23 protein-coding genes are annotated in these 22,243 nt (G+C 66.3%); 8 read left to right on the top strand and 15 right to left on the bottom strand.

Features of this window, described 5'->3' with window-relative positions:
• Positions 1-300: 300 nt before the first annotated feature.
• The 12 genes from rpsI to KO490_RS07900 form a co-directional block, all read right to left on the bottom strand.
• A complete protein-coding gene (gene rpsI, locus KO490_RS07955) occupies positions 301-792 on the bottom strand; it encodes a 30S ribosomal protein S9 (RefSeq protein WP_216018881.1) in 492 nt (163 codons plus the stop codon).
• A gap of 2 nt (positions 793-794) precedes the next feature.
• Positions 795-1,259 (bottom strand): 50S ribosomal protein L13, encoded by a 465-nt coding sequence (gene rplM / locus KO490_RS07950; protein ID WP_022707675.1) that lies wholly within the window; start codon positions 1,257-1,259, stop codon positions 795-797.
• Between the two features lie 153 nt (positions 1,260-1,412).
• On the bottom strand, positions 1,413-1,835 hold the full coding sequence (locus KO490_RS07945; RefSeq protein ID WP_216018873.1) for a PaaI family thioesterase: 423 nt from the start codon (positions 1,833-1,835) through the stop codon (positions 1,413-1,415).
• 58 nt (positions 1,836-1,893) lie between these two features.
• On the bottom strand, positions 1,894-3,306 hold the full coding sequence (murD, locus tag KO490_RS07940) for a UDP-N-acetylmuramoyl-L-alanine--D-glutamate ligase (RefSeq protein ID WP_216018880.1): 1,413 nt from the start codon (positions 3,304-3,306) through the stop codon (positions 1,894-1,896).
• Positions 3,307-3,379: 73 nt separating this feature from the next.
• Positions 3,380-4,462, bottom strand: coding sequence for a phospho-N-acetylmuramoyl-pentapeptide-transferase (gene mraY / locus KO490_RS07935; RefSeq protein WP_216018872.1), 1,083 nt, complete (start codon positions 4,460-4,462; stop codon positions 3,380-3,382).
• 4 nt (positions 4,463-4,466) lie between these two features.
• On the bottom strand, positions 4,467-5,837 hold the full coding sequence (gene murF / locus KO490_RS07930) for a UDP-N-acetylmuramoyl-tripeptide--D-alanyl-D-alanine ligase (protein ID WP_216018871.1): 1,371 nt from the start codon (positions 5,835-5,837) through the stop codon (positions 4,467-4,469).
• Positions 5,834-7,333, bottom strand: coding sequence for a UDP-N-acetylmuramoyl-L-alanyl-D-glutamate--2,6-diaminopimelate ligase (locus tag KO490_RS07925; protein WP_216018870.1), 1,500 nt, complete (start codon positions 7,331-7,333; stop codon positions 5,834-5,836). The genes murF and KO490_RS07925 overlap by 4 nt, the downstream gene beginning before the upstream one ends.
• Positions 7,330-9,159, bottom strand: coding sequence for a penicillin-binding protein 2 (locus KO490_RS07920; protein WP_216018869.1), 1,830 nt, complete (start codon positions 9,157-9,159; stop codon positions 7,330-7,332). The genes KO490_RS07925 and KO490_RS07920 overlap by 4 nt, the downstream gene beginning before the upstream one ends.
• On the bottom strand, positions 9,156-9,497 hold the full coding sequence (locus tag KO490_RS07915) for a cell division protein FtsL (protein ID WP_216018868.1): 342 nt from the start codon (positions 9,495-9,497) through the stop codon (positions 9,156-9,158). The genes KO490_RS07920 and KO490_RS07915 overlap by 4 nt, the downstream gene beginning before the upstream one ends.
• Positions 9,497-10,465, bottom strand: a complete 969-nt coding sequence (gene rsmH / locus KO490_RS07910) for a 16S rRNA (cytosine(1402)-N(4))-methyltransferase RsmH (RefSeq protein WP_216018867.1) — start codon at positions 10,463-10,465, stop codon at positions 9,497-9,499. Before rsmH ends, KO490_RS07915 begins: the two co-directional genes overlap by 1 nt.
• A gap of 3 nt (positions 10,466-10,468) precedes the next feature.
• Positions 10,469-10,981 (bottom strand): division/cell wall cluster transcriptional repressor MraZ, encoded by a 513-nt coding sequence (locus KO490_RS07905; RefSeq protein WP_216018866.1) that lies wholly within the window; start codon positions 10,979-10,981, stop codon positions 10,469-10,471.
• Between the two features lie 660 nt (positions 10,982-11,641).
• Positions 11,642-12,700 carry an Mrp/NBP35 family ATP-binding protein gene (locus KO490_RS07900; RefSeq protein ID WP_216018865.1) on the bottom strand — a complete coding sequence of 353 codons (1,059 nt, stop codon included), beginning with the start codon at positions 12,698-12,700 and terminating at the stop codon, positions 11,642-11,644.
• A 335-nt stretch (positions 12,701-13,035) separates the two neighbouring features.
• Between KO490_RS07900 and KO490_RS07895 the strand changes: the two genes are divergently transcribed.
• The 7 genes from KO490_RS07895 (at position 13,036) to KO490_RS07865 (ending at position 19,163) form a co-directional block, all read left to right on the top strand.
• Entirely contained in the window at positions 13,036-13,260 is a 225-nt protein-coding gene (locus KO490_RS07895) for a DUF1127 domain-containing protein (RefSeq protein ID WP_252727069.1), read from the top strand.
• A 610-nt stretch (positions 13,261-13,870) separates the two neighbouring features.
• Positions 13,871-14,083, top strand: a complete 213-nt coding sequence (locus tag KO490_RS07890; protein WP_216018864.1) for a DUF2945 domain-containing protein — start codon at positions 13,871-13,873, stop codon at positions 14,081-14,083.
• 38 nt (positions 14,084-14,121) lie between these two features.
• The gene (locus tag KO490_RS07885) at positions 14,122-14,901 is read left to right on the top strand and encodes a 23S rRNA (adenine(2030)-N(6))-methyltransferase RlmJ (protein WP_216018863.1); all 780 of its coding nucleotides are present in this window, start codon (positions 14,122-14,124) and stop codon (positions 14,899-14,901) included.
• 60 nt (positions 14,902-14,961) lie between these two features.
• A complete protein-coding gene (locus KO490_RS07880; RefSeq protein ID WP_216018862.1) occupies positions 14,962-15,255 on the top strand; it encodes a septum formation initiator family protein in 294 nt (97 codons plus the stop codon).
• 121 nt (positions 15,256-15,376) lie between these two features.
• Positions 15,377-16,411 carry a pyruvate dehydrogenase (acetyl-transferring) E1 component subunit alpha gene (pdhA, locus tag KO490_RS07875; protein WP_216018861.1) on the top strand — a complete coding sequence of 345 codons (1,035 nt, stop codon included), beginning with the start codon at positions 15,377-15,379 and terminating at the stop codon, positions 16,409-16,411.
• 12 nt (positions 16,412-16,423) lie between these two features.
• Entirely contained in the window at positions 16,424-17,800 is a 1,377-nt protein-coding gene (locus KO490_RS07870) for a pyruvate dehydrogenase complex E1 component subunit beta (RefSeq protein ID WP_216018860.1), read from the top strand.
• A gap of 13 nt (positions 17,801-17,813) precedes the next feature.
• On the top strand, positions 17,814-19,163 hold the full coding sequence (locus KO490_RS07865; protein ID WP_216018859.1) for a pyruvate dehydrogenase complex dihydrolipoamide acetyltransferase: 1,350 nt from the start codon (positions 17,814-17,816) through the stop codon (positions 19,161-19,163).
• 59 nt (positions 19,164-19,222) lie between these two features.
• Here the strand turns inward: KO490_RS07865 and KO490_RS07860 are convergent, their stop codons facing one another.
• From KO490_RS07860 to KO490_RS07850, 3 genes are all read right to left on the bottom strand, one after another.
• The gene (locus KO490_RS07860) at positions 19,223-19,741 is read right to left on the bottom strand and encodes a type 1 glutamine amidotransferase domain-containing protein (protein WP_216018858.1); all 519 of its coding nucleotides are present in this window, start codon (positions 19,739-19,741) and stop codon (positions 19,223-19,225) included.
• A gap of 67 nt (positions 19,742-19,808) precedes the next feature.
• The gene (locus KO490_RS07855) at positions 19,809-20,579 is read right to left on the bottom strand and encodes a division plane positioning ATPase MipZ (protein WP_216018857.1); all 771 of its coding nucleotides are present in this window, start codon (positions 20,577-20,579) and stop codon (positions 19,809-19,811) included.
• 114 nt (positions 20,580-20,693) lie between these two features.
• Positions 20,694-21,542, bottom strand: a complete 849-nt coding sequence (locus KO490_RS07850; protein WP_216018856.1) for a LysR family transcriptional regulator — start codon at positions 21,540-21,542, stop codon at positions 20,694-20,696.
• Between the two features lie 97 nt (positions 21,543-21,639).
• Between KO490_RS07850 and KO490_RS07845 the strand changes: the two genes are divergently transcribed.
• Positions 21,640-22,227, top strand: a complete 588-nt coding sequence (locus KO490_RS07845; RefSeq protein ID WP_216018855.1) for an FMN-dependent NADH-azoreductase — start codon at positions 21,640-21,642, stop codon at positions 22,225-22,227.
• The last annotated feature ends 16 nt before the right edge of the window (positions 22,228-22,243 follow it).

Genomic DNA, 22,243 nt, shown 5'->3' with positions numbered 1-22,243 from the left:
AAAACCCGCAAGAGGAAAAACGAGGCCGAGGTTCAAAAACCTTCCAAGCCCCTGATCCTGAACGATTCAAACCAGCGCATTTCGGACGCGGAAATCGTTCACCCAAGCTGTCTAGAACCATGATTGCATGCGCTGACGACATTCCGGTGACGGAATCGTCCGGAATCGCGCCGGTGATTCCGATTCTGCACAGCCGACCGGCAGCCCCGGACCGCCCTGCCGCACGGCCAGGCAGTGCCAAAACGAAGAAAGGGCGCAGCCGAAGCTGCGCCCTTTCCCCTGATCGTCCGTAGAAGCGGATCAGCGCTTCGAGAACTGGAAGCTGCGGCGTGCTTTCGCGCGGCCGTACTTCTTACGCTCGACGACGCGGCTGTCGCGGGTCAGGAAGCCGGCGGCCTTCAGCGCGGCGCGCAGGCTCGGTTCGTGCAGCTGCAGTGCCTGGCTGATGCCGTGCTTCACGGCGCCTGCCTGGCCCGACAGACCGCCACCCTTGACGGTGGCGAAGACGTCGTACTGACCGGCAACGCCGGCGACGTCGAAGGGCTGCTTCAGGATCATCTGCAGAACCGGACGAGCGAAGTACTCGTTGATCGGCTTGCCGTTGACCACGACATTGCCCGAACCCGGCTTGACCCAGACGCGTGCGACGGCGTCCTTGCGCTTGCCGGTGGCATAGGAACGGCCCTGCGCATCGCGCTGCGGCTCGCGGTTGATCTGGGTCTCGGCTTCGGCAGCCGGAGTGCCCGTCACGACCGACTTGAGATCGTCCAGGGTTTTGATGTCTTCGGCCATGATCACGCGCTCCGGGTGTTTTTCTTGTTCAGGACCTTGACGTCCAGAACTTCGGGCTGCTGTGCTTCGTGCGGATGCTCGGCACCTGCATAGACGCGCAGGTTGGTCATCTGCTGCTTGCCCAGCTTGTTGCGGCTGATCATGCGCTCGACGGCCTTGATCACGACGCGCTCGGGATGTGCGCCTTCGAGGATCTGGCGCGCGGTGCGGTGCTTGATCCCGCCCGGGTGGCCGGTGTGCCAGTAGTATTTCTTGTCATCGCGCTTCGCACCGGTCATCTGCACCTTGTCGGCGTTGATGATGATGACGTTGTCGCCCATGTCCATGTGCGGCGTGAAGCTCGGCTTGTGCTTGCCGCGCAGGCGGTTGGCGACGATCGTTGCGAGGCGGCCCAGAACGACGCCCTCGGCGTCGATCAGGATCCACTTCTTCTCGATCTCCGCCGGTTTCGCGGTATAGGTTTTCATCTTTCGTCCCTTCAGGGTCGTTTTGAATTCGAGATGGCGGCTTATCCAAGATTGCCGCCCTTCGGTCAAGACGCATGCGCTCTTATTTCTAAAGCAATAACAATGCTTTGCAATATAGGTATCCATATACCTCGAAATAAGCCCCCGGAATCGCTAGGTCGCAGGCGGTATCGAGTAGGTCATCGAGCATCTGGCGACGGCCCCCTCCTGCCCGTCGGAATGCATCAGCACATCCGCGACGGCCAGAACGCGCCCCAGCTTCAGCAGCCGGCATTCCGCGACCAGGTCCCGCCCCGCGGCCGGTTTGCGCATGAAGTCGATCGAGGCATTCGTGGTGACCGCCAATGCGACCGGCCCGATCCGGGCCAGCACCATGCAATAGACCGCAAGATCGGCCAGCGCGAACATCGACGGGCCGCTGACCGTCCCGCCCGGGCGCAGATGGTCGCGCCCCACGACCAGCCGCGCGGTCAGGCGGTCATGGCTCGCATCGTCCACGCGGAAACTGCCCGCCACCTGCGGAAAGTCGCTTTGCAGAAACCTGTTCAGCGCTTCCGCATCCATTGCCATTGTCATCTTGTCCCCCTGCCCTGTCGCCTGCAGGTTTCCGCAGAACGGCAGGGGGATCAATGGCTCACTCGGCGGCCTTCGCTGCAAGCTCCTCGACCAGCCGGACGAAATGCTCGCCCCGCTTCTCGAAATTCGGATACTGATCAAAGCTGGCGGCGGCAGGGGCCAGCAGCACGGTTTCTCCGGGCTGGGCCTCGGACGTGGCATGGGCCAGCGCCTGATCCAGCGTATCGACGACCTCATGCGGGGTCTGCCCGACCTCCAGCGCGAAGTCGCGCGCGGAATGCCCGAACAGATAGGCCTTGCTGACCTGCCCCATGAAGGGCGCAAGCGCCGCGATGCCGCCATCCTTGCCCAGGCCGCCCGCGATCCAGCGGATCCGGTCAAAGGCCTGAAGCGCCTTGGCGGCGGCATCGATATTCGTGGCCTTCGAATCGTTCACGTACCGAACGCCGCCGATCTCGGCCACGGTCTGGCTGCGATGCGGAAGGCCCGCGAAACTGTGGAATGCCGCTTCGACATCGCGCGGCGCGATCCCCACGGCGCGACAGGCGGCATAGGCCGCGCAGGCATTCTGGTGATTGTGCGACCCGGGCAGCCCCGTCACGCCGCGCAGATCGATCGATGCGACCTGCCGCCCCTTGCGGTATTCCGACAGGAACCCCTTGCGCGCAAAGACCGACCAGGACGCCCCGTCCAGCTTCTGCCCCGCCGACACGCGGATCACCCGGTCGTCCGAGGGCGCGACGGTCAGCTGGTTGGCAAGGTATCGCCCCTCGACCTCGTCCACGCCGATGATGGCCCGGTCCGGCCCGCCTTCTGCGAACAGGCGACGCTTGGCCGCGAAATAGCCGCCGGGCCCGCCATGGCGATCCAGGTGATCGGGCGACAGGTTTGTGAAGACCGCCACGTCGGGCGTCAGTGCCCGTGCCAGATCGGTCTGATAGGATGACAGCTCCAGCACCACCACCTCTCGGTCGGTGGCGGGTTCCAGCGACAGCACGCCCGTGCCGATATTGCCGCCCATCTGGGTGGGGCGGCCGTTCTCGCGCAGGATGTGATGGATCAGCGCCGTGGTCGTGGACTTGCCGTTCGAACCCGTGACCGCGATCACCCGCGGCGGGCGGTCGAAGGCATCCCAGTCGCGCGTGGCATAGCTGCGAAAGAACAGCCCGATATCGTTGTCCACCGGAACACCCAGCTCATAGGCCTTGGCGATGATGGGGTGCGGCCTGGGGAACAGATGCGGGATACCCGGGCTGACGATCAGCGCGGAAACCCCCGTCCAGGCCGCATCGCGGGTCAGATCGACCAGCTCCAGCCCCTCGGCCTCGGCGGCCTCGCGGGTGTCCTGCCCGTCATCCCATGCGATGACGCGGGCGCCCCCTGCCGCCAGTGCCGCCGCGGTCGCGCGCCCCGAACGGCCAAGGCCGAGAACCGCGATAGTCTGATCGTCGACGTCCTGAACCGGGATCATCATGGCCTCCTGAAACACAAGCCGGGGGCGCGATGCCCCCGGTGGATGATAGATATGTCGGTGATCCGGCGCGTCAACGCAGCTTCAGCGTCGCAAGCCCGATCAGTGCAAGGATCAGCGCGATGATCCAGAAGCGGATCACGATCTGCGCCTCGCCCCATCCCTTCTTCTCGAAGTGGTGGTGGATCGGCGCCATCAGGAAGACCCGCTTGCCGGTGCGCTTGAAATACAGGACCTGGATGATGACGCTCAGCGCCTCGACCACGAAAAGACCGCCGACGATGGCCAGGACGATCTCGTGCTTGGTCACCACCGCGATCGCGCCCAATGCGCCGCCCAGGGCCAGCGATCCGGTATCGCCCATGAAGACCGCGGCCGGGGGCGCGTTGTACCACAGGAAGCCCAGGCCCCCGCCGATCAGGGCGGCGACGAAGATCAGGATCTCGCCCGTGCCGGGGACATGGTGGACGCCCAGGTAATCGGTGAAATCGACGCGCCCGACGGTATAGGCGATCACGCCCAGGGTGCCTGCCGCGATCATCACCGGCATGATCGCCAGCCCGTCCAGACCGTCGGTCAGGTTGACCGCATTGGCCGCGCCCACGATCACGACCATCGCGAAGGGCACGAAAAAGATGCTCAGGTTGACCAGCGTGTCCTTGAAGATCGGCAGCGCCAGTTGGCCCGACAGCTCGGCCGGGTGCAGCAGCATCGCCGCGACCGAGGCCAGGAACGCGATCCCCAGCCCCAGGGCCATCCGCTTGCGCGAACTGACGCCCTTGGTGTTCTGCTTGGAGACCTTGGCGTAATCGTCCGCGAACCCGATGGCCGAGAAGCCGGCCGTCACCAGAAGCACGATCCAGACATATCCGTTGTCCAGCCGCGCCCAGAGCAGGGTCGAGAAGAACAGCGCCGACAGGATCAGCAGCCCGCCCATCGTGGGCGTTCCCGCCTTTGCCAGATGCGTCTCGGGACCGTCGTCGCGGATGGGCTGGCCCTTCTTCTGGACGCGGCGCAGATATTCGATCAGCGGACGCCCGAAGATGAAGCCGAAGAACAGTGCCGTGAAGAAGGACGCCCCCGCCCTGAAGGTGATGTACCGAAAGAGGTTGAAGAAATCCCCGCCCTCGGACAGGTGGCTGAGCCAATAGAGCATGGCGTTATCCTTTGTCTTCTTCGGCCAGCGCGCGCAGCGCGTCGACCACGGCCGAGACGCGAGAGGACTTGGAGCCCTTCACGAGGACGATGTCGCCCGGCTCGACCAGTTCACCGGCCCGGCGGGCCAGTTCCGACGCATCCTCGGCCCAGATGCCGCGCTTGTCCTGCGGCAGCGCCTCGTGCAGGTGGCGCATGCGGGGGCCCGCGGAATGCACGCGATCGATCGCGGCCATCGCCGGATCGGCGGCGACGTCGCGATGCAGGCGCATCTCGTCGTCGCCCAGTTCCAGCATGTCGCCCAGGATCGCCACCCGCGGCCCGCCCTGCAGACCCGCCAGCGTCGCAAGCCCCGCCGCAAGCGAGGCCGGGTTCGCGTTGAACGCATCGTCGATCAGGCGGATGCCGCCCAGGGTCTCGACCGCGCCGCGCCCCTTGGGGGGCAGCCAGTTCGACATCGCGGCCGCTGCGGCCTTGGGGTCCGCGCCCGCAGCCGACAGCGCGGCCAGCACGCCGACCGCGTTCATCGCGAAATGGCGGCCCGTGGTCCGAAGCGTGAAATCCAGTGTCTCACCGGTGATGCGGGCGCGGACGGACAGCCCGTCATCCTGCACCTCGATGCGCATGGGGCGGGCCATGCCCTGTTCCCCGAAGCCCACCACGATGGCCCCCGCCGCGTCCGCGCAGTCGCGCAGGATCTGGGTGACGGGCAGATCCTCGGGGATGATGGCGGTGCCGATCGGCTCCAGCCCCTCGAAGATGGCGCCCTTCTCGCGGGCGATGCCCTCGATCGCGCCGAACGCCTCCAGATGGGCGGCGGCGACGGTGGTGATCATGGCGACATGCGGGCGGGCCATGCGCGCCAGCGGCGCGATCTCGCCCGGGTGGTTCATGCCGATCTCGATGATGGCGAAATCCGTATCGGCGGGCATCCGTGCCAGCGTCAGCGGCACGCCCCAATGGTTGTTGTAGCTGGCCTCGGCCGCGTGGATCACGCCCTGCCCCGCCAGCGCGTCGCGCGCCATTTCCTTGGTCGAGGTCTTGCCGACCGAACCGGTGATCGCGACGACCTTGCCCGCCATGCGCGCGCGCCCGGCACGGCCAAGCGCCTCGAGGCCCTGCAGCACGTCGTCGACGATCAGCAGCGGTGCGTCTTCGGGGACACCCTCGGGGATGCGGCTGACCAATGCGGCCCCCGCGCCCCTGGACAGGGCCATCGCCACGAATTCATGCCCGTCGCGGACGGCGGTCAGCGCCACGAACAAATCGCCCGGACTGATCGTACGCGTGTCGATGGACACGCCGTCCACGGTCCAGTCGCCGACGGCGCGACCGCCGGTGGCGGCTGCGGCATCGCTTGCGGTCCAAAGGCTCATATCTTGCCATCCAATGCGGCGACCGCGACCGAGGCCTGTTCGGCGTCGTCGAAGGGATAGACGTCCTGCCCGATGATCTGGCCGGTCTCGTGCCCCTTGCCGCAGATCAGCAGCGCATCGCCCGGCTGCAGCGCATCGACGCCGCGCAGGATCGCCTCGGCGCGGTCGGGCACCTCGGTCGCCTCGGGGCCCGCGCCTTCCATGACGGCGGCACGGATCAGGGCCGGATCCTCGGTCCGGGGGTTGTCGTCGGTGACGATGACCACATCCGCGAATTCGCGCGCGGCCTGCCCCATCAGCGGACGCTTGCCCTTGTCGCGATCCCCGCCCGCGCCGATGACGCAGACGATGCGGCCCATCACATGCGGGCGCAGCGATTTCAGCGCGGCCGTGACGGCGCCCGGCTTGTGGGCGTAATCGACGAAGACCGCCGCACCGTTTTCGCGCTGCGCGACCAGCTGCATGCGCCCGCGCACCGTGGTCAGATGCGGCAGCGCGGCCAGCACCTCGTCCATCGGGTCGCCCGCGGCGACGCACAGCCCCACCGCCGCCAGCACGTTCTCGGCCTGGAAGCCGCCGATCAGCTGCAGCCGCACCATCTGCGTCACGCCCATCACGGAAAAGCGCAGATCCTGCCCCGTCGCGTCGTAGCGCTGCCCCAGGATGCGCAGCATCGCACCCTCATGCGTGCCGATATCGGTGACGGCCAGCCCGCGATCGGTGGCGATATCGGCCATCTGCCGCCCGCGCTGGCTGTCGGTGTTGATGATCGCGGACGCGCCCTCTTCCAGCACGTGATTGAACAGCAGGGCCTTGGCCGCGAAATAGGCGTCGAAATCGGCGTGATAATCCAGGTGGTCCTGGCTGAGATTGGTGAAGGCCCCGGCCTCGACCCGCACACCGTCCAGGCGGCGCTGATCCAGCCCGTGGCTGGAGGCCTCCATCGCTGCATGGGTGATGCCCGCGCGGGTCGCATCGGCCAGAACGGCGTGCAGCGTCAGCGGATCGGGCGTGGTATGCGCCAGTTTCGCGTGGAAATCGCCCTCGACCCCCATCGTGCCCAGGCTGATCGCGCCATGCCCGATATGCTGCCAGATCTGGCGGGTGAAGGTCGCGACGCTGGTCTTGCCCGAGGTGCCGGTGACGGCCACGACATGCTGCGGCTGCTTTTCGAACCACAATGCTGCGGCACCTGCCAGCGCGGCGCGGGGATCCTCGGCGATGACCAGGGCACCGTCCCAGTCGCGCAGTTCCTCGGCCGCGATCTCGGCGCCCTTGCGATCGGTCAGCACCGCATAGGCGCCCATGCGCAGCGCATAGGTGATGAATTCCCCGCCATGCACCGCCGATCCGGGCAGCGCCGCGAACAGGAAGCCCTGTTCGACATCCCTGCTGTCGATGGCCAGCCCCGAGATCAGCGGATCGCGCCCGCCCTGTGCGTGCAGCCCCAGCCGCGACAGCGTCACATTGTCCTTGCCCACGGTCCCATCCGTCATTGGTTCGCGACGAGCTTTAGCTCAGGGTCTTCCCCGGGTTCAACACGGGGTTCGGCACGCGCGGTGATCGTCGGCAGGTTTTCGTCGCCCGCCCCGTGCAGGCCCAGAAGCGGGCCGATCCGGCGCAGCACCTCGGCGGCGACCGGAACGGCGGTATAGCCGGCGGTCCGGCTCTCGCCCGCCGCGGTCTCGATCGAGGGTTCGTCCAGCGCGACGATCAGCACGTATTTCGGGTCGCTGGCCGGGAAGACCGACGCGAAGGTCGCGATCACCTTGTTCTTGTAATACCCCCCCGAGGCCCGCGGCTTGTCGGCGGTGCCGGTCTTGCCCGCGACCTCGTAGCCCTCGATCTCGGCCTTGCGGGCGGTGCCGCGGGTGACGACCTGGCGCAGCATGTCCACGGCCATCGCGGCGGCACGGGGCGACAGGATCTGTTCGCCCTCGGGGCGTTCGCGGTTATGGATCAGCGTGGGCGTGACGCGCTTGCCGCCATTGCCGATCGTCGCATAGGCGGTGGCCAGGTGCAGCGGGCTTGCCGCCAGGCCATGGCCGAAGCTGACCGTGGCCGAGGTGACGGCCGGCCAGCGCGACGGGACCAGCGGCTGACCGGTCGAACCCTCGACCATCTCGATCGGGGTCGGCTCGAACAGGCCCAGCTTCTGCAGAAAGTCCTTCTGCCGATCCACGCCGATCATCTGCGCGATCCGGACCGTCGCCACGTTCGAGGATTTCACGATCACGTCGGTCGTGCTGAGCGTGCGGCCGTAATCGTGGAAATCGTTGATGAGGAACTTGCCGATCCGCATCGGCGTCTGCGCGTTGATCTGCGTCGAGGGATTGATCAGCCCCAGGTCGATCGCCTGCGCGACCGGGAAAATCTTGAAGGTCGAACCCAGTTCGTACTGGCCCTGCACCGCCCGGTTGAACAGCGGGCTGTCCGAGGGCTCACCGGTCAGCAGCGGGCGGGGACGGTCGTTCGGATCGAAATCCGGCAGGCTGGCCATGGCCATCACCTCGCCCGAGGAAATCTCCATCAGGATGCCCGTCGCGCCCTTGGCGCTCATGACGTCCATGCCCGAGGCCAGCACTTCCTCCATCGCCTGCTGAAGGGTCAGGTCGATGGACAGCTGCAGCGGCGCACCGTCATTTGCCGGATCGCGCAGCCAGGCGTCGAAGGCCTTTTCCACGCCCGCGATGCCGATCACCTCGGCGCTGTTCACCCCTTCGTTGCCGAAGCCGGAACCGCCCAGGATATGCGCCGCGATGTCGCCATTGGGATAGACGCGCATCTCTCGGGGGCCGAACAGCAGGCCCGGTTCGCCGATGTCGTGGACCGCCTGCATCTGCTCGGGGCTGATCTTGCGCTTGATCCACATGAACTTGCGGCTGCCGGTGAAATCGCGGATCAGCCGCTCCTCGGACAGGTCGGGGAAGATCCGCGCCAGCCCCCGCGCGGCACCGATCGGGTCCACCATCTGATGGGGATGGGCATAGATCGAATGCGTCAGCAGGTTCGTCGCCAGCACCCGCCCGCGCCGGTCGGTGATGTCGGCGCGCTGCGACATGATCTGCGCCGACAGCACCGCCGCGCGCGGTTCGGAGGGACTGCTATGCGCCAGCGTGCCCATGCGCGTGGCCACGGTGCCATAGGCGATCAGGAAGCAGGCCGACAGCAGCAGAAGCCGCCCCTCGGCCCGGCGGCGGGCCTTGTCCTGGATCTGCTCGTGGCGGACGCGCCGATTCTCGGCCTCGATATCGTCGGGATTCTCGCCGCGTTCGCGGGCGCGAAGGATGCGGGCCAGGGGGCGCAGGGGGGTGCGGATCATGGCTGTTCCTCGATCTGGGCGACACCTTCGGGATCGACGGCGGGTTCGGGGGGCTTCGGGTAATCTACATGGCCCGGCCCCACGAACTGTTCGGATTCGAGGGGCACGAGCTGCAGGCGGTTGAAATTCAGATCGACAAGCCCGCTCAGCCGGTCGGGACGGTTCAGATAGGCCCATTCCGCGCGCAGCACGCCCAGTTCCTCGCGCAGGCCCGCGATCTCGCGCTGGACCTGCCCCATCTGACCGATGGCGGCCTGGGTGGCGTAATTCTCGCGATAGGCCCAGAAGGCCAGGCCCATCAGGACCAGCACCCCGGCAAGATAGGCGAGGGACCGCATCAGGCGCCCTCCCGTCCGGGCAGCCTCGGCATGGCAAGCGACCGGGCATCGACGCTGCCTGCCGGCGCCTCGGTGCGGATGGCCACCCGCAGCAGGGCCGAACGGGCGCGCGGGTTCACCTTCAGTTCGTCCGGGTCCGGCCCGATCGCGCGGCGCGTGGGCAGGGTAAAGGCGGGCTGGCGTTCCTCCTGCACGGGGGCATAGCGGTTGCCGCCCCCGCCGCTGTCGGCGCGGGCCTGCATGAAGCGCTTGACGATCCGGTCCTCCAGCGAATGGAAGCTGACCACGGCCAGCTTGCCGCCGGGCTTCAGCGCGCGTTCCGCGGCGGACAGTCCCGCGACCAGCTGGCCGAATTCGTCGTTCACCCAGATGCGGATCGCCTGGAAGCTGCGCGTGGCAGGATGGCTCTGACCCGGTTTCGGACGCGGCAGGCACGAGGCCACGACCTCGGCCAGCTGCGAGGTGCGCGTCAGCGGGCGCGCCATGACGATCGCCCGCGCGATCCTGCGCGAGGCCCGTTCCTCGCCATAGTGATAAAGGACATCCGCGATCATGGATTCCTCGGCCGTGTTCAGCAGGTCTGCGGCGGACGGTCCGTCGTCCCCCATGCGCATGTCCAGGGGACCGTCACGCAGGAACGAGAACCCGCGATCGGCCTGGTCCAGCTGCATCGAGCTGACGCCAAGATCCAGGACCACACCGTCCAGCGGCTCGCCCGCCAGGCTGTCCATGTCGGAAAACGTGCCCTCGACCAGGCGCAGGCGGTCGCCATGTTCGCCCCGCCACGCATCGGCCATGCGAAACACCGAAGGGTCGCGATCGACGCCGATCACGACATCGGCGCCCGCGGCCAGTAGCCCGCGGGCATAACCGCCCGCCCCGAAGGTGCCGTCCAGCCAGACGCCCGCGACCGCATCGACCGCGCGCAGAAGGGGATTGAGAAGTACGGGAATATGCGGATCTGCCAATGGTCAGCCCTCTTTATTGCGGCTGAGGAAGACGCGCGGGTCGAATTCCGGTCCGTGACTTTCGGCGAACTGCTCCAGCGCCTCGACATCCTTGGGACGGGATTCGGGCAGATAGACCTGGATGTAGTCGCCACGTGATTCGAAGACCGTTTCAGCCCCGTCGCCGAAGCCCAGCTTTTCGCGCAGCTTCAGCGGCAGGACCATGCGGCCTTCCTTGTCGATGTCCAGATCGGTGGATTGCCCGTTCATCAGCAGCTCCAGCCAGCGTCGTTCCTGGCTGCCGCGCGGCAGGGCATCGATCTGTTCGTCGATCTCTTCGATGGCGTCGATGGTATAGAGTTCCAGCCAGTTCCACCAATCGGGACCGTAGACGGCCACCAGCTGGGTGCGCCCGGCATTGGATGCGGCAAAGGACGGATCGCCCGCATCGAAGACACGACGCAGCCGGGCCGGGATCGACATGCGACCCTTGCCATCGACCTTGACGGTTTCGGTGCCTCTGAACTTCCGCGCCACCTTGCGTCCGCCCTCACTGTCCTGCCCATGGGCCCTGCCCTGAAACGAGAAAGGGCGGATCGAGCCGCTGCCACTGCCCGATCCGCCGCCCTCGTTCCCGTCACCCGGGCCCCTTTTCGGGGTTGGCCGCCGTCCCTGTCACGCGCCACCTGGGGGAGGTGCTGCTCGCACGTGCGGGCCGGTCGATGTTGGAAAACGGATGCCTGTATGAAGCCTGCTTCGATCTTCGTCGGGGTCTTGGTCGCCCCTTAGTCACTGCCCGTTTTCGTGAGTTCGTTGTGCCATGGGATTTTACGGGAAGCAACGGAATTTTTCCCTACTCGGCGGGGTTTCGCAGCCAACCTTACAGTGGAAAGTTTTTCTGCAGACGCGTGAAGACCGCCGGGCGTCACAACTTATGGTGGCGAAGCGCAGGGTGGTCACGAAATATGGGAAGGAACGCCGTCCAGCCACGCGCCTGCGACTGGCGCATCCCTGCAACAGGGCTGCCAATGCAATATGCAGCGCATTTGAGCGTCCGAATGCAGCAGCCGATGCCGATCACGCAGAATCACGAAGACGAGAGGGGCCGCCCGGCCTCTCCCGTCTTTTCCCGAGGGTTCCGTGAATTCCCGCCGGCCGCCCAGACGTGCTGCCCGGGCAGGCGATCGGATCAGAGGGTCAGATCACGCCCTGCGCGATCAGGCGCGCGGCCAGGTCGGCATAGGCGGATGCTGCCGGGCTGTCGGTCGTGGCGACGGGCTTGCCCGAATCCCCTGCCAGCCGGGTCTCGATCTCCAGCGGCAGCTGACCCAGAAGCGGCAGCTTCAGCATCTCGGCCTCCTGCACGACGCCGCCATGCCCGAACAGATGCGCCTCGTGGCCGCAATTGGGGCAGACATAGCTCGTCATGTTCTCGATCATGCCCAGGACGGGGGTCTTGAGCTTGTTGAACATGTCGATCGCGCGGCGCGCATCCAGAAGCGCAACGTCCTGCGGGGTCGACACGATGACCGCCCCCGTGACCGGCGCCTTCTGGCAGAGGCTCAGCTGCACGTCGCCCGTGCCGGGCGGCAGGTCGATCAGCAGGACGTCCAGCTCTCCCCAGTTCACCTGCTGCAGCATCTGTTGCATCGCGCCCATCAGCATGGGACCGCGCCAGACGACGGCCTCGCCCTCGCGCAGCATCAGCCCAAGCGACATGACCGTGACGCCATGCGCATACATCGGCTCGATCCGCTTGCCGTCGGGGCTGTGGGGCTTGCCCGACACGCCCATCATGCGCGGCTGCGAGGGGCCATATATGTCGGCATCCAGCAGGCCGACCTTCTTGCCGGCCCTGGCAAGCGCGACTGCAAGGTTCGCGGTGACGGTCGATTTGCCGACGCCGCCCTTGCCCGAACCGATGGCCACGATGTGGCGCACACCGGGAATCGGCTGCGGACCCTGCTGGGGCGTGGCGTGGCCGCCGACCTTCAGTTGCGGCGGCGCCTTGGCCGGGGCGGTGGTGACGATGCTGACGCTGTCCACGCCGTCCAGCGCCTCGATCCGGCGCTTGGCCTCGGCCTCGACGCCCGACATCGCCTTGGCGGCATCCGCATCGGCCACCTCGATGACGAATCGCACCGCGCGATCCTCGACGACAAGGGCACGGATCAGGTCCGCCTCTTGCAGTTTTCCACCCTGCGGAAGCGGAATATCCGCGATCGTGGCCAATATCGTTTCGCGCGTGACGGACATGAGCGGCAGCCTTTCGTAAGAACGCGCGCAGCATGACGCATCGCGCGGGGCATCTCAATGGGCTGCGTCAGGCTGTCCGAAGACCCTCCGCAACCGCCTTGGAACATTGGGTTTTCGGGGCGATTCCGTTACCGTTAACGAATGTGTCGTATCAATTTTGTGACAGCATTTCATCACACAAGCTAACGATAGGTCAGCTTCAGTCATGCATTTGCTGCATGGCAGCATTCCCAAAGCGTGCGTTGTGAATCGATGCGGTTAGCGCCATCTTCATCTCAACGCAGCGCCGGACCAATCCGGGGACGGTGCGAAGGATGAACCGAAAGGAAACGAACATGGCTGCTATCGCTCAAACGCAAAACGCCGTCGCCGCAACCGGCCTGACCGGCCGCCTGCAGAACGCGATCCTGCGCATGCAGGAAAACCGCGCCCGCCGTGCCGTTTACAAGCAGACGGTCCGCGAACTGAACGCGCTGACCAACCGCGACCTTGCCGATCTGGGCATCAACCGCTCGATGATCACCCGTCTGGCCCACGAAGCCGCCTGGGGCAAGAAATAAGAATTCCTCTACCGACCCTCTCCTCCTCCCTGGGTCGGGATCGGCGGCATCTCCACTCCTCCTCCCTCGGAGATGCCGCCTATAAGACGCGACGGAACCCCCCTCCTCCCTTAGGGGTTTCGCGCCAGCAGCGGCGGTCCCACTCCTCCTCCCTCGGGACCGCCGCGACCTCATAGCCGCCCCATTCGCGGCAACCTTATGCGCCGGGTCCTCTCCTCCTCCCTCCCGGACCCGCGCTACGCGGTGAAGCCCTCTCCTCCTCCCTGGGCCGAACCGCACCCCATACGCGGCCCCTCCTCCTCCCTGGGCCAGCGTTCAGCGGCGGCACCCTCTCCTCCTCCCTGGGTGTCGCCGCGCCTAGATAGCCGCCCCATTCGCGGCAACCGAATTGCGCTGGGTCCTCTCCTCCTCCCTCCCGGACCTTGCGCAAGCGGTGTGGCCCTCCTCCTCCCTGGCCAGCACCGCAACACTACGCGGCCCCTCCTCCTCCCTGGGCCAGCGTTCGGCGGCGACACCCCTCCTCCTCCCTGGGTGTCGCCGCTTTCTCATTTCCGGAACCGAAAACCCGCATCCACATTGATCCCGACATGTCACGGACAGGGGATGCGTCATGCTGCGCAAGGGCACGAAGGTCGAATGGGACTGGGGCAACGGCAAGGGGGCCGGCAAGATCACGGAAATCTTTCACGACAAGGTCGAACGGACGATCAAGGGATCGAAGGTCACGCGCGATGCGTCCAGGGACGATCCCGCCTACATGATCGAACAGGATGACGGCGACCGCGTGCTGAAAAGCCGGTCCGAGGTCAAACGCGCCGAGTAAGCCTTCCCCAGGGCCCGCAATGGCGCTATGGGCTGGGCATGCTCAGTTACCAGCACGCCTATCACGCCGGAAACCTTGCCGATCTGCACAAGCACGCGCTGCTTGCATCGGCGATGGAATACCTCACGCGCAAGGACAAGCCGCTGTCCTACCTGGAAACCCATGCCGGGCGCGGGCTCTATCGCCTTGACGGGGCCGAGGCCCGCAAGACGGGCGAGGCCGCCGCCGGGATCGAGCGCGCCTTGGCCGAGGGCTGGCTGCCCGCCGATCATCCGCTGATGCGGGCGCTGCACGCGATCCGCGCCACGCGCGGGCCGGACAGCTATCCGGGATCGCCGTTGATCGCGGCGCATTTCCTGCGTCCCGACGATCGCGCGTACCTGGCGGAACTGCATCCGGCCGAACATGATGCCCTGTGGCAAATCAGCGGATTCGCGACCCTGCACCAGCGCGACGGATTCGAGATGGCGCAGGCGGTCTGCCCGCCCAATCCCCGCCGGGGCATGCTGCTGATCGATCCCAGCTTCGAGGTGAAGACGGATTACGCCGACATCCCCCGCCACATCGCCAAGATCGTGCGAAAGTGGAACGTGGGCGTCATCGCGCTTTGGTATCCGATCCTGACCGACGAACGGCATCTGCCGATGACGCGCGCCCTGATGGCCGATCATCCGGATGCGCTGTCGTCCGAGGTGCGATTCCCCCCCGCCCGGCCCGGCCACGCCATGGTCGGTTCCGGGATGTGGATCCTGAACGCGCCCTGGGGTCTTGCCGACGAGGCGCGCAGCCTGGAAACCATCTTTGCCGAACGCGCCTGACGGGGATTCCCCACCGGGCGGCGCTTGTGGCATGATGACCGCGACATAAGGGAAGCCACCATGCCGCAACGCCTTTCGATCGGCGCGACCGTGTTCATCGTCCTCTTCTGCGCGCTGGCGCTGTATTTCGCATATGCCGCCGTTCAGGGGCCGTCGGGCATCCTTCGCCGCATCCAGATCGAGGCCGAGACGGCCGAGCTGGTCGAACAGCGCAATGCCCTGCGCGACGAGGTGGCCCAGATGCAGAACCTGACGCACCGCCTGTCGGACGAATACCTGGACCTCGACCTGCTGGACGAACGCGCCCGCGACGTGCTGGGCCTGATCCGCGCCGACGAGATCATGATCCGCTGAATCCCCTGCGATGCGCCGGAATCTGCCCTGCTCCTCAAGGCAGATTGCAGCACACTACGCTTTGGGATAGGGATGGTTTAACGCTGAACTATTCCGACCGCAGAGCCAGGAGGATACCGGCATGGCCAGGAAACCAAGCTCCGAAGGCGAGACGCCTGCAAACGTCTCCAAGGACGAGCTGCTCCAGTATTATCGTGACATGCTGCTGATCCGGCGCTTCGAAGAGAAGGCCGGCCAGCTTTACGGCATGGGTCTGATCGGTGGTTTCTGCCACCTCTATATCGGCCAGGAAGCCGTCGTCGTGGGCCTCGAGGCCTGCGCCAAGGAAGGTGACAAGCGCATCACCTCCTATCGCGACCACGGCCACATGCTGGCCTGCGGCATGGAGGCGAACGGCGTCATGGCCGAGCTGACCGGCCGCGAGGGCGGGTATTCCAAGGGCAAGGGCGGCAGCATGCACATGTTCAGCCGCGAGAAGCATTTCTACGGCGGTCACGGAATCGTCGCGGCGCAGGTGCCGCTTGGCGCGGGCCTTGCCTTCGCCGACAAGTACCTGGGCAACGACAACGTCACCTTCACCTATTTCGGTGACGGCGCGGCGAACCAGGGCCAGGTCTACGAGACCTACAACATGGCGGCCCAGTGGGATCTGCCGGTGGTCTTTGTGATCGAGAACAACCAGTACGCGATGGGCACCTCGGTCAAGCGCTCGACCCGTTCGACCAGCCTCTTCGGTCGCGGCGAGGCCTTCGGCATCTCGGGCGAGCAGGTCGACGGCATGGACGTGCTGGCGGTCAAGGCCGCGGGCGAGAAGGCGGTCGAGCATTGCCGCGCCGGCAAGGGCCCCTACATCCTCGAGGTGATGACCTATCGCTATCGCGGGCACTCGATGTCGGACCCGGCCAAGTACCGGACCCGCGAAGAGGTCCAGAAGATGCGCGACGAGCGCGACCCGATCGAGAACATCCGCGAGATCCTGCTGCAGGGCAAGCACGCGTCGGAAGACGAGCTGAAGGCCCTCGACAAGGAGATCAAGGACATCGTCAACGAATCGGCCGAATTCGCCAAGGAGAGCCCCGAGCCCGCCCTGGAGGAACTCTGGACCGACATCTATGCCGACGAACTGCCGCAGGGCAGCGCGACCGAGAACGCCTGAGGGGGATCATTCATGGCAACCGAAATCCTGATGCCCGCCCTGTCTCCGACGATGGAGGAAGGCACGCTGGCCAAATGGCTGAAGAAAGAGGGCGACGAGGTCAAATCCGGTGACATCATCGCCGAGATCGAGACCGACAAGGCCACGATGGAATTCGAGGCCGTCGACGAGGGCATCCTCGGCAAGATCCTCGTGCAGGAAGGCACGCAGGGCGTCGCGGTGAACACCGCCATCGCCGTGCTGATCGAGGAAGGCGAATCCGCCGACGACATCGAGGCCCCCGCCGAACCCGAGGCCAAGACCGAAGCCCCCGCCGAGAAGTCCGAGGCCAAGCCCGCCGCATCCGCGGTCGAGGCCGTCGAGACGCCCGAGCCCGATCGCAGCCCCGACTGGCCCGAAGGCACGCCCATGAAGACCATGACCGTGCGGGAAGCCCTGCGCGAAGCCATGGCCGAGGAGATGCGCCGCGACGAGAACGTCCTGCTGATGGGCGAGGAAGTCGGCGAATACCAGGGCGCCTACAAGATCAGCCAGGGCCTGATGGACGAGTTCACCGAACGCCGCGTCGTGGACACGCCGATCTCGGAGATCGGCTTTACCGGCATCGCGACCGGCGCGGCCTTTGCGGGCCTGCGTCCCATCGTCGAGTTCATGACCTTCAACTTCTCGATGCAGGCGATCGACCACATCATCAACTCGGCGGCCAAGACGCTCTACATGTCCGGCGGCCAGATGGGTTGCCCGATCGTGTTCCGCGGTCCGAACGGCGCCGCCGCCCGCGTGGGTGCGCAGCACAGCCAGGACTATGCGGCCTGGTATTCGGCCATTCCGGGCCTCAAGGTCGTCATGCCCTACAGCGCGGCCGATGCGAAGGGCCTGCTGAAGCAGGCGATCCGCGATGCGAACCCGGTCATCTTCCTCGAGAACGAGATCCTCTACGGTCGCAGCTTCGAGGTGCCGGATCTCGAGGACTTCACCATCCCCTTCGGCAAGGCCCGCATCGCCCGCAAGGGTGCGGACGTGACCATCGTCAGCTTCGGCATCGGCGTGGCGCATTCGCTTGACGCGGCCGAGAAGCTGGCCGAGCAGGGCATCGACGCCGAGGTCATCGACCTTCGCACGCTGCGCCCGCTGGATTACGCCAGCATCATCGAATCGGTGAAGAAGACGAACCGCCTGATCACCGTCGAGGAAGGCTTCCCCGTCGGATCGATCGGGAACCACATCTCGGCCTATGTGATGGAGAACGCCTTCGACTGGCTGGACGCCCCGGTGATCAACTGCACCGGCAAGGACGTCCCCATGCCCTATGCCGCGAACCTGGAACGCCACGCGCTGATCACCGTCGACGAGGTGGTCGAGGCCGTGCGGAAAGTCACCTACAAGTAAGGGAGGCAGTGCGATGCCAACGGAAATCCTGATGCCCGCGCTGTCCCCCACGATGGAGGAAGGCACGCTGGCCAAATGGCTGGTGAAAGAGGGCGACGAGGTCAAATCGGGCGACATCATCGCCGAGATCGAGACCGACAAGGCCACGATGGAGTTCGAGGCCGTCGACGAGGGCAAGATCGGCAAGATCCTGATCGCGGAAGGAACCTCGGGCGTGGCGGTCAACACCGCCATCGCCGTCCTGCTGGAGGACGGAGAGAGCGCGGACGACATCGAGGCCGCGCCCAAGTCCGACGCCAAGCCTGCCGAGGGCAAGACCGACGACGCCCCCGCCGAGGCCCCGCGCGAAGTGCAGGGCCAGGCCGATGCCGACATCTCGCCCACCAAGTCGGCAGGCGGTGCGCCCGCGCCGAAATCCGGCGACGGTCAGCGCATCTTCGCATCGCCCCTGGCGCGCCGCATCGCGGCCGACAAGGGTCTGGACCTGTCGCAGGTCCAGGGCTCGGGTCCGCGCGGTCGGATCGTGAAGGCCGATGTCGAGGCGGCTCAGCCCGGTGCCAAGTCGGCCGCCGACGCAGCACCCGTCCCGGCACCCGCCGAAGCGCCGAAATCGGCAGCGGCCCAGCCGCCCAAGGCCCCTTCGGCCGATGCGATCATCAAGATGTATGCCGATCGCGAAACGACCGAGGTCCAGCTGGACGGCATGCGTCGCACCATCGCGCAGCGCCTGGGCGAGGCCAAGCAGACCATCCCGCATTTCTACCTGCGCCGCTCGGCCAAGCTGGATGCGCTGATGGAGTTCCGCGCCACGCTGAACAAGCAGCTGGAAGGTCGCGGCGTGAAGCTGTCGGTCAACGACTTCATCATCAAGGCCTGCGCGCTGGCCCTGCAGGAGGTGCCGGACGCCAATGCCGTCTGGGCGGGCGACCGCATCCTCAAGCTGAAGCCGTCCGACGTGGCGGTCGCCGTCGCAATCGAGGGCGGGCTGTTCACGCCTGTCCTGAAGGACGCCGACATGAAGACGCTGTCCAAGCTGTCGGCCGAGATGAAGGACCTGGCAGGTCGCGCCAAATCGAAGAAGCTTGCGCCCCACGAATACCAGGGCGGGAGCTTCGCGATCAGCAATCTGGGCATGTTCGGGATCGAGAATTTCGACGCCGTCATCAACCCGCCGCATGGTGCGATCCTTGCAGTCGGCGCGGGCATCAAGACCCCCGTGGTCGAGGGCGATCAGGTCGTCATCCGCAACGTGATGTCGATGACCCTGTCGGTCGATCACCGCGTGATCGACGGCGCCCTGGGTGCCCAGCTGATGGAGCGGATCGTCTCTCATCTGGAAAACCCGGTCGGCATGCTCGCCTGATCCGGACCGGACGGAAGAAAACGAAAAGGGGGCCGTCATGGCCCCCTTTTCTGTTCGTGTCAGGCGACGGCCTTCTCGATGGCGCCCACGAAATCGTCCAGATCGTCGGGATTGCGGCTGGTGATGATGTTGCCGTCGACCACCACGCTTTCATCCAGCACCTCGGCCCCGGCATTGGCAATGTCGGTGCGGATCGAGGGGAAGCTCGTGAGCTTGCGGCCCTTCGCAAGTCCGGCCTCGATCAGCAGCCAAGGCGCGTGGCAGATCGCAGCGACCGGCTTGCCCGCATTGCCGAACTTGCGGATCAGCGCGACGGCGTCATCGTTCAGGCGCAGAACGTCGGGATTGATCTGCCCGCCCGGCAAGACGAGCGCGTCGTAATCGCCCTCGGATGCGTCGGCGATGGTCAGGTCGGCCGCGACCGACTTGCCCCAATCGGTCTTGTCCCAGCCGCGGATGTCGCCCTTTTCGGGTGCGGCCAGGTGGACGTCATGCCCCGAGGCCTTCAGCTTCTCCAGCGGGACGAAAAGTTCGGACTGCTCGAATCCGTCGGATGCGATGATGAGGATCTTGGCCATGAAATGCCTCCATTGGGTGGGTCCTTCTGCCCCATCCAATGTCCGGCAGGTCTGCCGGGTTCCTGCGTCAGAAGGTGACGGTCACGCCCGGAAGCCGCAATTCGCCGATCAGGTCGCGCAGTTCCTGCCTTGCGGCGATATGGGACATGCTGAGGCTTTCGACGCCCACATCCTTCATGTCCAGCAATGTCAGGCCGCGCGGGAACAGCTCGCGGAAGATCACCCGTTCCGAGAAGCCCGGCGCCACGCGGAACCCGATGCGGCGCGACAGCTTCTCCAGCGCCCCGCCCACGCGGCGCTTGTTGTGCATCTGCTGGGTGCCCAGCCGGTTGCGCAGCACCAGCCAGTCGATCGGCCCCGCCCCCGCCTGTGACCGCATCTGCCGCGCGTTCCACACCATCTCGGCATAGATCGACGGCCCGAGGATCTCCTGTTCGGGGGACAGCCGTGCCAGCAGGTCGAAATCGACGAAGCTGTCGTTCAGCGGCGTCACCAGCGTATCGGCCAACGTATGGGCCATCTGGCTCAGCTTGGTATGCGATCCGGGACAATCCAGCAGGATGAAGTCGCAGTCGCGCTCCAGCATCTCCAGCGCGGGGGTCAGCGGATCGGTCCCTTCACCCAGCTGGCCCACGAAGGGGGTGGGCAGGTCCAGCCCCTCCTTCGTGCAGAAGGCGGTGCGGTTCTCGATATATCGCCCGAAACTGCGCTGGCGCACGTCCAGGTCCAGCCCGCCGACCCTGTGCCCCAGCCGCGCCAGCGCGGTCGCCACATGCATCGTGGTCGTCGATTTCCCCGAGCCGCCCTTCTCGTTTCCGACGACGATGATATGCGCCACTTGCCGCCCCGTTTTCCTGTCCCTGCCGCGAACGTAACGAGCGTGTGATCCGAAGGAAAGCCGTTGCATGGCGTTCACCCACAAGATGTGGCGTCCCTGCACGAAGCGGCGGCGTCAGTCCGGTTCCCTCAGCGCGCGGAGTGCGGCCTGCACCTTGGGCGTGCGGTGCAGGTCCACATGGGTCACCAGCCACAGATCCGCGTCCCATTCGGGCAGCTGCATCACCGCTTCCAGCCCCGCCCCCCGCCCCGGCGGCAGGATGCCCACCGCCAGCCCGGCGCGGATGACGCTTTCGCGGGCGTCATCCTCGGGGGCGGTCAGCAGGATGTTCTCGGGGCGCAGGCGTTCCAGCAGCCAGCGCGTGCTGGGTGCCAGCGCGCCGGTGATCGCAGGCAGCGCGAAGCGGTGGCGGTCCAGATCGTCGATCGGGCCGTGGATGCGCATGTAATCCGCCGTGGCGAACAGGGCATGCCCACCCGATCCCATGGCCCGCACGACGTAATCCGGCTCGGTCGGCCTGGCGCCCGCGCGGATCGCGACATGCGCCTCTCCGGCGTCCAGCCGCAGCAGCCGCAGGTCGGGGGCATAGTTCACGCGCAGTCCCGGATGCCGCCGCATCAGCCCGATCAGGCGGGGCATGACCAGATCGGCCAGCCCCGGAAGCGAGGTGACGGTCAGCTGCCCCTCGACCCGGTCGCCCGCGCCTTCGATCTGGGCCGCCATCTGGGCAAAGCGTTCCTCGGCGGCGGCACCCGCGGCCAGCATCGCGCGGCCCGTCTCGGTCAGGGCATAACCGCGCGCATGGCGCTGGAACAGGCGGGTGCGCAGCGCAGCCTCGAGCGCGTCGATGCGGCGGATGACCGTCGCATGATGGACGCCAAGCGCCCCCGCGGCCCCGCTGACGGTGCCATGACGCGCCACGGCCAGCGCCACGCGGATATCGTCCCAGGTTTCGACAGGCATGTGCATCTCCGCACAGATACTGCGCGATTATCGGCGTTTTGTTCGCTGGTGCATAGGACTAAGTGAATCCCAACCCAATATGAAACGAGGTCATCCGATGAACATCCTGCATATCGACAGCGCGATCACCGGCGATGCGTCGGTCACCCGCCAGCTGACCGCCGAGATCACGGCACGCCTGACCGCCGCGAACCCCTCGGCCAAGGTCACCTATCGCGACCTGAACAAGGGCGTGACGCCCATCGACACCGAATGGTTCGCCGCCATCCGCGTCGGCACCGAGAACCCGACCCCGGAGCAAGAACGTCACATCCGCGTCTCGGACCAGTTGCTGGCCGAGGTGCAAGACGCCGATACGCTGGTGATCGGGCTGCCGGTCTACAACTTCACGCTGCCTGCACAGCTGAAGAACTGGCTGGACCAGATCGCCCGCGCGGGCGTCAGCTTCCGCTATACCGCCGAAGGCCCCGAGGGTCTGCTGACAGGCAAGCGCGCGATCATCGCCTATGCCGCGGCGGGCACCCCCTTCGGGTCGGATCTGGATCACGCCTCGGGCTATGTCCGCCACATGCTGGGCTTCCTCGGCATCACCGACGTCACCTTCGTGCCGGCCGACGGCCTTGCGATGGACCGCGACGCGGGACTGGCGCGCGCACAGGCCGCGCTGGAAAACATCGCCGCCTGAACCGGGCCTGCGCTTC

Source organism: Paracoccus sp. C2R09 (assembly GCF_018860625.1).
In the GTDB taxonomy this organism is placed as follows: Bacteria; Pseudomonadota; Alphaproteobacteria; order Rhodobacterales; family Rhodobacteraceae; genus Paracoccus.
The sequence above is the reverse complement of the archived record's forward strand: the minus strand, read 5'-3'. Positions and strand labels throughout refer to the sequence as shown.